10 protein-coding genes and 1 riboswitch are annotated in these 12,690 nt (G+C 38.0%); of the genes, 5 read left to right on the top strand and 5 right to left on the bottom strand.

The window, feature by feature from the left end; all coding sequences use genetic code 11:
* Positions 1-185 precede the first annotated feature (185 nt).
* Genes lolE through ESZ26_RS13860 form a run of 3 tightly spaced genes read right to left on the bottom strand, consistent with a single transcriptional unit; the run spans position 186 to position 3,396 of the window.
* The gene (lolE, locus tag ESZ26_RS13870; protein WP_146800065.1) at positions 186-1,472 is read right to left on the bottom strand and encodes a lipoprotein-releasing ABC transporter permease subunit LolE; all 1,287 of its coding nucleotides are present in this window, start codon (positions 1,470-1,472) and stop codon (positions 186-188) included.
* 9 nt (positions 1,473-1,481) lie between these two features.
* The gene (gene lolD / locus ESZ26_RS13865; RefSeq protein WP_146800064.1) at positions 1,482-2,165 is read right to left on the bottom strand and encodes a lipoprotein-releasing ABC transporter ATP-binding protein LolD; all 684 of its coding nucleotides are present in this window, start codon (positions 2,163-2,165) and stop codon (positions 1,482-1,484) included.
* Positions 2,158-3,396: a lipoprotein-releasing ABC transporter permease subunit gene (locus ESZ26_RS13860; RefSeq protein ID WP_146800063.1), complete on the bottom strand. Its 1,239-nt coding sequence runs from the start codon at positions 3,394-3,396 to the stop codon at positions 2,158-2,160. The genes lolD and ESZ26_RS13860 overlap by 8 nt, the downstream gene beginning before the upstream one ends.
* A 330-nt stretch (positions 3,397-3,726) precedes the next feature.
* On the opposite strand from ESZ26_RS13860, the gene ESZ26_RS13855 reads away from it, so the two are divergent.
* Positions 3,727-5,799, top strand: coding sequence for a M13 family metallopeptidase (locus ESZ26_RS13855; RefSeq protein WP_070376047.1), 2,073 nt, complete (start codon positions 3,727-3,729; stop codon positions 5,797-5,799).
* Positions 5,800-5,949: 150 nt separating this feature from the next.
* Positions 5,950-6,093: riboswitch (cobalamin riboswitch) on the top strand.
* A 123-nt stretch (positions 6,094-6,216) separates the two neighbouring features.
* On the top strand, positions 6,217-6,822 hold the full coding sequence (gene cobO, locus ESZ26_RS13850; RefSeq protein ID WP_070376046.1) for a cob(I)yrinic acid a,c-diamide adenosyltransferase: 606 nt from the start codon (positions 6,217-6,219) through the stop codon (positions 6,820-6,822).
* 490 nt (positions 6,823-7,312) lie between these two features.
* On the opposite strand, the gene ESZ26_RS19480 is transcribed toward cobO, so the two are convergent.
* Together ESZ26_RS19480 and ESZ26_RS13840 are read right to left on the bottom strand one after the other, a co-directional pair.
* A complete protein-coding gene (locus ESZ26_RS19480) occupies positions 7,313-8,035 on the bottom strand; it encodes a PEP-CTERM sorting domain-containing protein (RefSeq protein ID WP_223271645.1) in 723 nt (240 codons plus the stop codon).
* A 1,154-nt stretch (positions 8,036-9,189) separates the two neighbouring features.
* Positions 9,190-10,356, bottom strand: a complete 1,167-nt coding sequence (locus ESZ26_RS13840) for a methyl-accepting chemotaxis protein (protein ID WP_146800062.1) — start codon at positions 10,354-10,356, stop codon at positions 9,190-9,192.
* Between the two features lie 248 nt (positions 10,357-10,604).
* On the opposite strand from ESZ26_RS13840, the gene ESZ26_RS13835 reads away from it, so the two are divergent.
* The 3 genes from ESZ26_RS13835 to cobA all read left to right on the top strand — a co-directional run bounded on the left by ESZ26_RS13835 (position 10,605) and on the right by cobA (position 12,607).
* Positions 10,605-10,772, top strand: coding sequence for a DUF2897 family protein (locus ESZ26_RS13835; protein WP_146800061.1), 168 nt, complete (start codon positions 10,605-10,607; stop codon positions 10,770-10,772).
* A gap of 425 nt (positions 10,773-11,197) precedes the next feature.
* Positions 11,198-11,797, top strand: coding sequence for a carbonate dehydratase (can, locus tag ESZ26_RS13825; RefSeq protein ID WP_146800060.1), 600 nt, complete (start codon positions 11,198-11,200; stop codon positions 11,795-11,797).
* Positions 11,798-11,800: 3 nt separating this feature from the next.
* On the top strand, positions 11,801-12,607 hold the full coding sequence (gene cobA, locus ESZ26_RS13820) for a uroporphyrinogen-III C-methyltransferase (protein WP_146800059.1): 807 nt from the start codon (positions 11,801-11,803) through the stop codon (positions 12,605-12,607).
* Positions 12,608-12,690: the final 83 nt, after the last annotated feature.

Raw genomic sequence — 12,690 nt, 5'->3', positions numbered from 1 at the left:
TTATTTGAATTAACTAAAGAAAGAGCGGTAGAAAGTTGCATAAAAAAAATCCAGTGATATTAATCACTGGATTTTGATCTCATTAACAAATTAATCAAGCTATAAATTGCTTAACTGATCGGCATTAGACAATATCTCGCTTTAATTAAAATTTATTTTGGTTAATAACCTAAAAATCAAACTGGCTACATTTGTCCTAATACCTGGGCTGGCTCAACCTTAGTTGCTTGCCAGGCAGGGTAAATAGTCGCCAGTAAACTCATCAGTAACGCAGTACAAACAGTAATGATCACATCTGTTTGGTTTAAATGAGTCGGAAGAAAGTCGATAAAATAGATATCACCTGATAACACTTTTACGTTAAAAAGTGTTTCTACTGCAATAACAATATCAGTTAAATTTAATGAGATAACAATACCTAACACTGTCCCCACTAGACAACCTACGACCCCATTAACCAGTCCTTGAAACATAAACGTCGCCATTATAACGCTCGCCGGTGCACCCATAGTTTTTAAAATGGCAATATCACCTTTTTTCTCATTCACCGCCATAATAAGCGTTGAAACAATATTAAAACTAGCCACCGCTATCACTAATATTAAGACGATAAACATCACTAAGCGCACCAGTTGTATATCATTAAAAATATGACCATGACTGCGTGTCCAATCATGAATTGCCACGTAGGTATCGAAGCTAAAGGCCACGTCACGCGCAACCTCAGGTGCTTGAAAAACATCAGCGACTTTAATGCGAATGCCTTGCACTTGCCCTTTTGCCAAATTCACCATTTTTTCAGCATGTTCAAGTGAAAGATAAACAGCATTTTCATCAATCGTACCGCCAAATTTAAAAATACCAACAACGTTAACTTGATGCTTTATTGGCACAGGGAATTTAGTATTTGCTTGCTGATTACTTTTTTGGGCGATAACACTCGATAATAATAATTGTAACGAGTCGCCTAATTCAAGTTGTAATTTTTTTGCAACTCCCGAGCCAATAACAACACCCACCTCAGCATTTTCGCTATTTTCAGCATCATCTATGGCTTGCCAGCTGCCCGCAATCATATAGTCAGCAATAGTTGACACTTGCTGCTCTAGCTTTAGATCGACACCACGCACAGCAACGGCTTTGAGTTCACTGCCATGTTGCATCATACCGGTAAGTTTTATCACAGGTGCAGCGGCTATCACTTGTGGATGTTGTTGTGCTTTCGCCACGTGTTTTTGCCAATTATCTATCGGCGTATTAATAGCAATTAGCTCACCATGAGGAATAACCGACAGCAAATGTTGCGCTAATGCTCGCTCGAAACCGTTCATTGCTGAGAGCACAATAATCAATACCATTACACCAAGCGCAATACCGATAGTGGAAGATGCTGAAATAAACGAAGAGAAGCCATTACCGTTTCGGCTACGCACATAACGTAAGCCTAAAAATAAACTTAGTGATTGGGTCATTTAAAAGCCTTAACTTTCAAGGGGCGCTAACCGGCCGTGCGATAAACGTAGTTGACGATCCATTCTGGCAGCAAGTATTAAGTCATGGGTAACAATAACAAAACTGGTGTTTACCGTTTTATTAAGGTCACGTAATAACTGATATATTTGCTCTGCGGTATCAAAGTCTAAATTACCTGTTGGTTCATCAGCTAATATTAACGAAGGTTTAGTCACTAATGCCCGAGCAATAGCGACACGTTGACGCTCACCACCAGAAAGCGCTGAGGGCCGGTGCTCAAAGCGATGACTTAACCCAACCTGTGTGAGCATTTCTTGTGCAGCAGCTAGAGCCGATTTTGGAGAGTCCCCACGAATCAGTAAAGGCATTGCCACGTTTTCTTGTGCTGAAAACTCCATCATTAAATGATGGAATTGATAAATAAAACCAATATGTTTATTGCGAAATTTAGCACGTTGCCTATCAGATAACTGGTGGATATCAACACCGCTAATAAAAACCTGCCCTGAAGACGGAGAATCTAGTGCTCCAGCTATATGTAAAAATGTACTTTTACCACAACCAGAGCTGCCCACTATAGCAACAAGTTCACCCGCGTCTACTGACAAATCAAGCCCGTCTAAGACTTTGGTTTCAATGCTACCTTGATAATATGACTTTGATAATTGCTGACAAAGTAAACCTTTACTCATTTCGTAAAACCTCGGCAGGCTCTGTTAAAGAAGCCTGATAAGCGGGATATAATGTAGCAATAAAACTCATCGCTAACGCTGATAAAACAATACTAAACATATTATTCACTGATAGTTCGACGGGCAAAGACTGCCCTGCTCCCAATAAATTAACACCGAGAAGGGTAAATATAGTGTTTAAATTTAAGGTTAGCATGGCGCCAACCACAGTACCGATAGTGACGCCCCAAAAACCATTAACTAAACCTTGAGTAATAAATATTTTTACCACGCCAAGACGATCTAGCCCAAGTGTTTGCAAAATACTAATTTCACCCTTTTTTTCGATAACAACCATCACTAAAGCGGAAACAATATTAAATGCGGCAACGGCTATAATTAAGCTCAACATCAACCACATCATATTTTTTTCCATGCGCACAGCAGAAAATAAAGCGCCTTGAGTATCGCGCCATGTCGTAAAATCATACTGTGGATATTGTTGTTTTAAACGTTTGACCACTTGCTCAGCAGCAAAAGCATCATCGAGATACAAACGAAGTTTTTCAACACCATCACCTCTTTGTCGATGAAGTTTTGCGCCATCTTTACTGTGAATATAAACCAGTCCTTCATCAACTTGTGAACCAACACTAAAAATACCAGCAATGGTAAAAGTGCGTTGCACCGGAATTCTCCCCATTGGGGTAAAAACGGTCTTATTAGGCAGTGTTAAACGTATTTTATCACCCAAATCAACATCAAGTTGCCTTGCTAACGACTGCCCGATAACAATGGCAAAGCTCTGTGTCGACAGATTGTCTAAATGTCCTGATACCATAGAGTTGTTAACAATATTGTGCTGCTCGAATTCAGGCATGATTCCTTGAATGAGTACACCGCGTAATGCGCCAGAATTAGCTTGTATGAGTGCTTCACTTTCCAACAAAGGAGTAACTTCTTTAACTTTAGGCGTAAGTAATAATTGTTCACGTAGGGTTTGCCATGTAGGTAAAGCATTGTTTTTGTTTTGCTGAGGTTGATTGGCGACGACAATATGGGGAACTAGGCCCAATATTCTCCGTTTTTGTTCACCTTCTAAACCGTCCATAACGGAAACAACTGTGATCAATGATGCGACACCAAGGACGATACCGACAATGGAGAAAAAAGTGATAAAGGATACAAATCCAGAACTTTTACGGCTACGACTATAGCGTAGCCCAATGAAAAAACTGACGGGTTGAAACATTAATTAAACTTCATCTTATGTTATTCAGTAAGAGAACTATTACTCTATAAGTAGCCACAGCATAGCACAGTCAATGTTTTATTTGGCAGCAAAAAAGCCAATAATTAATATTGATAAAAATCAAAGTGAAAAATATTACGATTATTTTCAATTAGTTAAATAAAAAAATAAAAAAGTCATCAGGCTTAATGTACAAAATAAAATACGGCACTGCTGATACATTATGTAAAAATTCATGTCCAAATCTAGTAAAAAGCCCTGTAACCCTTTAGTATCAATGCGTTTACCATTTTATAACCATATTCTTTACTTAATAATAATGAGATTACCATGAAAAAAATAATAACAGGTGCAGTCTGTTCTTCGTTATTGTTGCTTGCCGCTTGCAACGACAATCCAGAAAGCACTGAGACAACTAAGCAAGAAATGCCTATCATGCAAAAAACTGCATTAGCTTCAGGTATCGACAAAGCAACAATGGACTTATCCGTTCGTCCGCAAGACAACTTTTATCGTTATGTAAACGGTGCTTGGTTGAACGCTAATGAAATCCCTGGAGATAAAACGTCAATTGGTGCCTTTTATGACTTACGTGACGAAGCTGATGACAATGTAAAAGTAATCATTGAAGAATTAGCAGCAACAGAAAATTTAAAAATGGGCAGCGACGAGCAAAAAGTAGCTGACTTATTCCGTTCATATATGAACATGGATGCACGTAATACTGCAGGTACGGCTCCTATTCAACCATTATTTGATAGCATCAATGGTTTAAAAGACAAGAATGAACTTGCAACATTTTTTGGTGAAAATCAAAAAAATGGTGTCGGTAGTCCGTTAGCGTTTTATATTAGCGTTGACGGTAAAGACTCAACTCGCTATGCCACTCATATTTGGCAAACAGGTTTAGGCTTACCCGACAGAGATTACTACTTTGATGAAACCGAACGCTTTGCCGCATTGCGTAAAGGTTATGTTGCTCATATTGAAAATATGTTCAATTTAGCTGGTTTGAAGAACGGTAAAGCTGCTGCGCAAACGGTCATGGCAATTGAAACTAAATTAGCAGGTTTTCATTGGACAAAAATTGAAACTCGTGACAGCAGTAAAACTTACAATAAATTCGATGTCGCTGACTTAAATACAGTTACTGATGCATTTAACTGGAATGCTTACCTTGCTGCTCAAGGCGTATCAGCGCAAAAAGACATCATTATTAACCAACCTTCATTTGTTAAAGGTTTTGGCGAAATATTTGCAGCAACCCCATTAGCTGATTGGCAAACTTACTTAACTTTCCATACCTTAAGTAACTTTGCTGGTTCTTTAACCGCTGACTTAGATAATGAAAACTTTGACTTTTATTCTCAGCAGTTAAGAGGACAAAAAGAACAACGTCCAATGTGGAAGCGTGGTGTTGGCGTAGTTAACAGCAATTTAGGTGAGGTTATTGGTAAAGTTTATGTGAGCCGTCACTTTAAGCCTGAAGCTAAAACCCGTATGACACAACTTGTTGAAAACTTGCGCGGAGCATATGGCGCAAGTATCGATGAACTAGAGTGGATGTCTGATTCAACGAAAAAAGCGGCTCATGTAAAACTAGCAAGCTTTGATCCTAAAATTGGTTACCCTAACAAGTGGGAAGATTATTCAGCACTTGTCATTAAAGGTGATGATTTAGTTGGTAATAAAATGCGATCGGGTAGTGTTTCTCATCAAAAAGAAGTCGCTAAATTAGGCGGTCCAATTGATAAGCAAGAATGGGGCATGACACCACAAACCGTTAATGCTTATTACAACCCAACTAAAAATGAAATTGTTTTCCCTGCAGCAATTTTACAACCACCATTTTTCAACTTAGCAGCAGATGATGCGGTGAACTATGGCGGTATTGGCGCGGTTATTGGTCATGAAATGGGTCACGGATTTGACGACCAAGGTAGTAAATATGATGGCGACGGTAACATGCGCAACTGGTGGACTGAAGCAGATTTAGCTGCCTTTAAAGTTCGCACCGATGACTTAGTAAAACAATACGATGGCTATTCAGTATTTGAAGACTTAAATGTTAACGGCTCTTTAACCTTAGGCGAGAACATTGGTGATTTATCAGGGGTAACTATCGCTTATAAAGCTTATATTGCTTCATTAAATGGTAAAGAAGCACCAGTAATTGACGGACTAACTGGCGATCAACGTTTCTTCATGGGCTTTGCTCAAGTATGGCGTGGAAAAAAGGTTGAGAAATCATTACGTAATCAAGTAGCAACTGACCCTCATTCACCTGGTGAGTTCCGTGCATTAGGTTCTTTATCTAACATGCCTGAATTCTACAAAGCGTTTAACGTTAAAGAAGGTGATGCTATGTATATCGCCCCTGAGAAACGTGTAAAAATTTGGTAAGCCAATCGCTTAGCTAAATAACGTTATTATTAAAAAACACTAAAATGCCAACAACTATTGTTGGCATTTTTATTACTGAAAATTCCCTGCCTTAGATTCTATTTACCAAAAACATAAAATCGGCGGTGTTTACGCCGCTAGATATTGTAAATAATTAAAAATCTCGTAAACTAACACAACGTAAACGTGTTTAGGGAATAAGGTGAGAAACCTTGACTGTTCCCGCAACTGTAAATTGCAGTGACTTACAAGTTGCCAATGAGTCAGCATACCTATCCACAATAAGATTACCACCATTAACATCAATAAAATCGTGCGGGAATACACGGTAAATTGCTATTTTTTAAGGGACCCCCTTAACGTTAGCCTTGCCTTTTCTCCTCTTTAAAAAAACTATAATTACCCATAGGAATACTCATGGTTGACGAAACACAAAAAAGTGAAAAACACCAAGCACGCATGCAAAAAGTAAAAGACAAAGTTGATGCAAGAGTTGATGCTGCCACTGATGAACGCGGTATATTAATTGTAATTACAGGTAACGGTAAGGGTAAGTCAACATCAGGATTTGGCACGCTAACTCGCGCAGTAGGACACGGTCTAAACGCAGCAGCCATTCAGTTTATAAAAGGCACTTGGGCTTGTGGCGAAAGAAATGTCCTAGAAAAGCTCGGCGTACCTTTTCACGTGATGGCAACAGGGTTTACTTGGAATACACAAGATAAATCAACCGATATTGCCGCTGCTCAACTTGTTTGGAAAGAAGCAAAGAAACTATTAGCTGACGAAACCGTTGATGTTGTGCTACTTGATGAACTGACTTATATGTTGTCGTTTAAATACCTTGATCTTGATGAAGTACTAGACGCCATCGCTAATCGCCCGCCCATGCAACATGTAATAGCCACAGGCCGTGGCGCACACCGTTCATTATTGGAATTAGCTGACACGGTAAGTGAAGTGCAATCGATAAAACATGCTTTTGATAATAATATAAAAGCACAAAAAGGCATTGATTGGTAATAACTCAAGCATCCTATAATAACTCCGCCATGCTGATACCAACTTCGCCATGCTGATAACAACTCCGTAATGCTGATACCAACTCCGTCATACTGAATTTATTTCAGTATCAGCATGGCGAAATAACGACCTAAACATGAAAGCTCAACTTAGACTCGAGCGTTCATGTGTTACTACGCATAATGTCTGTGATTGATCTCTTCAGATCACATTGACCACCAAGATAACCTGTTTTAATAAATAGTCCGCTTAGCCACCATTGCCGTCACTCGATAGGAATAATTTGGGGTTTGAAGCGAATTATTATGCTCAAGTAGTGCTATTAGTTTACCAATATTAGCCAGAAGCCTTTATTTATCATGATTAGCAAAGGATGCTTAATCCTATGGTGCTGGTTTTAAGGTGAAACAACCTGATTTACAAATCACCAGATACAAAAAACACTGACCATGACGACCAGTGTTTTCTAGAATCAAACAATATTAAATTATTAAGATTGTTTCTTAAATCGACGTGATGCTAAACCAATCATTCCTAATGCAAAAATAGCAAGTGTAGATGGTTCTGGAACGTCAATTTTGTTAGTTGTAAAAAATACTCTCTGGTCACCGCTTTGATAGATAGGCGTCCAATCATTATCACCACCAGTAGCGTTGTAACCCCAACCCGTTCCAAACTGTGTCGCACTACTAACATGCCATGATAAGCCTATCGCGTCCTTCCCAGTTTCAATTTCAGAAGTCTGAGTACCTCCTTCTCCTCGGCGAGAACCCATTAAATTGACATCAGCACTACTCAAATATACTGAATCTATACTAGTGAATCCCCAAGATCCATAGCCGGCAGTTTTATAAAAATTAACACCGTTACTCCAGTTATCGAGTTTAAGAAAATTTTGCTCATCACTAGAGCTAGCGAAAGTATTATTTGTAACTACACCCGTTTCTCCTGCCGCAGCAATCCCATATACATTTAAAGATGCGTCCCACGCTGCCATCATCGTATATTCACCACTACAACTATTAACAACAGTTTGTATGGTGTTACTCCTCGACGACGCTGAAGATCTACCACACTCTGTCCATCCCCAATTATCTATAGTAGCTTGTGTGAGATTAGTTTGTATACCTACTGGTATTATGCCCGCATTAGCAGCTCCACTGATTAAAATAAGTAGTCCTGTATAAATAGACTTCAAACATTTAAGTTTCATGTGATATTCCTTTTTGATCCCTTTCCATCTTTTTTGGTAGGTAATCGTTAAATTAGTAATTTATTAACCTTTAATACAAAAAACATACCAAACTTAAAATACCTAACTATTTCAACATGATGATAATTTAGACTATTTCAAATTATGTAGCGCTGTAAAAAAACCTGACACCAATAAACTCATCAACCAGTTGGGTTGATTACATAATATCAACAAACTGTATTTTAAATTAGTTTCAGTATAAAAGTATTATTGGGCGATTAAATTTCATTTTTAACTTGATACAAATCATCAATAAACTCGAAATTAACCAACCCAAAACACACACTTTAGTAGTGTAATTGATTAAAGTTCAGTGGTGCTAATTATTGTTATTCACAACTGAAACACCGCTACAGACCAGTATATTCAATACATATCTACCACCTAGCAACTGACTTGTAATCAGTTGGCTAGATATGTCATCCGTTGCTATCACTACAAACTCAAGTTATTGATTTTACATCATAAAGTATATTCATTGATGATAATGGATTTCGAATAAAACAAGGTGATAAAACTTAATATATGCGTACTAACGGAATTTTATCCGTTGTTAGTCGAAATTGGATATTGGTAAAGCGATCTTTGATTTATCATTCTGTTAATAGTAACTTTAGCCTCATAATTAACATCTAAAATTTGAACTCCACAGTCGGCTTTGAGCTTAAAACAGACTTAGGAATTAACGAATTGCTAACTGTAATGCACATAAAGTGATCATTAATATTGCTGGCTGAATATCAGAGGTTTTGACTGACATGCAATTTCTAAAAAACAAATTAATCTGTCTATTGCTTTTTAAAAGTCAACTGTCGAATGTGATAGCAATATCAAACATTATAGGAAATCACAGGGACTTCACTCGACATCAACAGACACGAAAGTAATGATGGCATGAATGCCTAGGAATGCTCTTGCTGTTGTAAACATCGTCACTCCTTTATGGCGATATACAAGCATGTACTAATGCCTTAATGACATTGCCCTGATTGATAGGGGGTACTTATGATGTTTCTTAAAAAAATCATTACCTTCATCCTGTACATAAAAAAGCCCATGTTTAAATGGGCTTATGATAAAACGTCACTCTCTGTGCATTTACATCCTGCTTTCTAAACACAAATCCTATTTAGGGTCGTAGCAACATCGATAGATATCTTTTGCTGCTGCTCAGCGTGCTGGGCAACAGAACTTAAGCCATTAGTGATATCTCGGCTTAAAGAGGCAACTTCAGCCATATTGGTATTAACCGATGCAGTTGATTGTTGTTGCTGTTCAGTGCCACTAGCAATTTGAGAAGTTAAGGCATTAACCTCATTAAAGACTCGTCCTATTTGCTCTAACGCTTCAACAACTTCTGCTGAATGCGTTAAGCTGTCTTGCGTCAATGCTTGACCACGCGAAATAGCCGTTACGGCATTCGTTGATTTCTCTTGCAAACCTTCAACCATTGAGTGAATTTCAACCGTTGCTTCTTGTGTTCTATGCGCAAGAGCTCTTACTTCATCGGCAACAACCGCAAAACCGCGACCTTGCTCACCCGCTCGCGCTGCTTCTATCGCAGCATTTAATGCCAGTAAATTAGTTTGGTCGGCAATGCCACGGATAACGTCAAGCACAGATCCTATATTGGAACACTCTGTTTGCAATAAGGCCAAGTCGGTGGCCATTTCGGTAACTTCTTCAGAAAAAGCTTCAATGGTCTGCTGACTAGTATTTGAAGATGTTGTACCTTGCGATAAGATGTCAATGACTTGATTAGTCGTTTCACTTACCTGTGAAGCACTGTCTGAAAGTATACTAGACGTTGAAGCAACTTCATCAATAGAGTGAGCCATGAGCTCTATTTGACGAGCAGAATCATCGACAGCTTTAACTGAATCAGTCATTTGTGTGGCTAATAAAAATGAGCCTTCTTTTAAGGATTCAGACTCAGTGCGTAATTCAGCAAGTACATCTGATAGATCTCCGATAAAGGCACTAAGTGCATTCGTTGCTTGAGCAAGTTCATCGCTTCCTTCATCAACTAATGGACCAGGAGGCGCCTGTTTAGTACTCACCACAAGTGCCAAATAATGTTGTAATTTTTTTAATCGAGACGATAACTGCTTTTCAATAAATATATAGCCTGACATTAATTGGGCAATAACTAAAACAGACAATATACCGATAACAGACGACTTACTTAGCTCATCTGTAAAAAGCAAAATAAATAGCACAGTTAACAGTCCAACAACCGCAGTCGGTATAAGTAATTTCACGCTTAAGCGAGTAAACATAGAGTATCCATCTGGTTAGTTTAAAAAAAACAGCTTAGATTTAAGCTATTTGTCCTTATTACCTATAAATTACCTATTATTTAACATTTTTGCTAACAATATTTACTAAAAGACTACATTCAGCAAAAATTGGCTGTTATTTTAGCTATACTCAATAACAATTAATGGTTGAACATTCAACGTTACCAACAACACTTCATAAGATTGTGATAAGTGTCGAAGGTGAATACAAAGAGGAAGGTAAATAAATGTCTATTTTTGTAATTTTTATTATCATTATCGCATTAGGGAGCATAGTGGGTGGTGTTATGGTGCTTAAAAAGTCAGCGCAAAAATTCAATCTCAACAAAGAACAACTAACCCGTATTAAAGAGCGTTCGAAAGAACAAGAAGAAAAAGATAAAAAAGTAGATTAATGACGATCAATGGTTTCGATTAAATAAACACCAAACGTTGTTTACATCGGCTGATGTACCGCTAAAACTTTATTTTAAAAACTACGTCATCAAAAGCATTAGCCATTTAGCCTTGCATAAACTCACCTAAATCCCCCGCCTTTATAGCTAATGGACAAGTTGAATTTTTCTTAGTCTGTACAACAAAATCAGCTCCTTTTGCTATTTTACCTTTTAGCTAAGTGTTTTCGTTGCGTTTTACTAAGGTATGTCGTGCACATGTTGTTGCCAGAACTCTGCCTGACTAGTTTTTAATAATGTTGGCAATTATAGCTAAGTTCGCGACTAAATGGATATACGTCATAAATAATTGATCTGACATTTATCTTCCACTTCTCGCGGTATTCTCATAAAATCAATTTATAGATTATTTACTAAGGTATCCCGTGACTTCTATTCAACATTTGTTCGACAATAATCAGCAGTGGGCTGAAAACATAAAAAAAGAAGACCCTGATTTTTTTAAACGCTTGTCAGAACAACAAAAACCCGAATATTTATGGATAGGGTGTTCTGACTCAAGAGTACCTGCCAATGAATTACTGGGTATGTCACCGGGCGAAGTTTTTGTTCATCGTAATATTGCTAATCAAGTCATCCATACTGATTTAAATTGTCTTTCTGTTATTCAATTTGCCGTAGAAAACCTGAAAGTAAAACATATAATAGTGTGTGGTCACTATGGCTGCGGCGGAATTATAGCATCAGTTGATAACAAGCGTCATGGCCTAATAGATAACTGGCTAGGGCATATTAAAGATGTCTATCGTTTTCACAAAGAGCGTCTTGATGCCGTTGAAGATCACCAGACAAAGGTCAATTTACTCTGCGAGCTCAATGTAATTGAGCAAGTAGCAAACGTTTGTCATACCACCACATTAGTTAGTGCCTGGAATGCAAACCAAGATGTTACCGTGCACGGCTTTGTTTATAATATACACGACGGTATTTTGAAGAACTTAAATGTCTCTTCTAATGGTAAGTAAGCTATGACGTTAACAATCCCTGACTCACCTAAAAATAAACAAGCTTTTTCTTGTGGCGAAGTTGCTCTAGTTGGCGCGGGTCCTGGCGACCCTGATTTACTGACCTTACAAGCTTTTCGTTTTATTAAACAAGCTGAAGTGGTTATTTACGACCGGTTAGTAAGCGCCGAAATTTTAGCGTTATTACCCGAAGATTGTCAGCGAATTTATGTCGGTAAAAAGCAAGCCGAACATCGAGTACCTCAAGATAATATTAATCAGCTATTAGTTGATTACGCTAAACAAAACAAAAAAGTTTTACGCTTAAAAGGTGGTGATCCTTTTGTTTTTGGCCGTGGTGGAGAAGAAGCACAATTTTCCTTAAAAAATGGTATCGCTTGTCATATTGTGCCAGGAATGACCGCAGCCTCGGCTTGTACAAGTTATGTAGGTATCCCTTTAACGCATAGACAAGTCGCACAAAGTTGCACATTTATTACGGGTAACGTCCAAGACAATGGTGAATTATCACTGCCATGGCACACTCTAAATGATAATAAACAAACCGTTGTCTTTTATATGGGTATCAAAAGCTTACCCATCATCAGTGACCAGCTGATTAAGGCGGGTCGTAAAGCTTCAACACCCGCTGCATTGATTTATAAAGGAACAAATCCTGAACAACAAGTTTACCGTGGTACGTTAGCGGGGTTAAACCACTTGGTTGAATTACATGATATAAAACCACCAACATTAGTAATTATCGGTGATGTTATAAACACATTTGATGAGAAGCGCTTAATGAATTTAGGTTATTTATCACCAGAATAATACTAAACACCTAAAAAGTCGTCTAAGAAAGTCAAGCTCCGCACCAATATGAATCATATTGTTAGGTTCATATTAAGCATTAT

It is taken from the genome of Colwellia hornerae (assembly GCF_007954355.1).
GTDB lineage: Bacteria > Pseudomonadota > Gammaproteobacteria > Enterobacterales > Alteromonadaceae > Colwellia_A > Colwellia_A hornerae.
The sequence above is the reverse complement of the archived record's forward strand: the minus strand, read 5'-3'. Positions and strand labels throughout refer to the sequence as shown.

Excerpts from the sequence above, each read along its gene's own strand:
- lolD (WP_146800064.1), bottom strand. The coding sequence starts at position 2,165 with ATGAGTAAAGGTTTACTTTGTCAGCAATTATCAAAGTCATATTATCAA.
- cobO (WP_070376046.1), top strand. The coding sequence starts at position 6,217 with ATGGTTGACGAAACACAAAAAAGTGAAAAACACCAAGCACGCATGCAA.
- ESZ26_RS13860 (WP_146800063.1), bottom strand. The coding sequence starts at position 3,396 with ATGTTTCAACCCGTCAGTTTTTTCATTGGGCTACGCTATAGTCGTAGC.
- lolE (WP_146800065.1), bottom strand. The coding sequence starts at position 1,472 with ATGACCCAATCACTAAGTTTATTTTTAGGCTTACGTTATGTGCGTAGC.
- ESZ26_RS13855 (WP_070376047.1), top strand. The coding sequence starts at position 3,727 with ATGAAAAAAATAATAACAGGTGCAGTCTGTTCTTCGTTATTGTTGCTT.
- cobA (WP_146800059.1), top strand. The coding sequence starts at position 11,801 with ATGACGTTAACAATCCCTGACTCACCTAAAAATAAACAAGCTTTTTCT.
- ESZ26_RS13840 (WP_146800062.1), bottom strand. The coding sequence starts at position 10,356 with ATGTTTACTCGCTTAAGCGTGAAATTACTTATACCGACTGCGGTTGTT.
- ESZ26_RS19480 (WP_223271645.1), bottom strand. The coding sequence starts at position 8,035 with ATGAAACTTAAATGTTTGAAGTCTATTTATACAGGACTACTTATTTTA.
- ESZ26_RS13835 (WP_146800061.1), top strand. The coding sequence starts at position 10,605 with ATGTCTATTTTTGTAATTTTTATTATCATTATCGCATTAGGGAGCATA.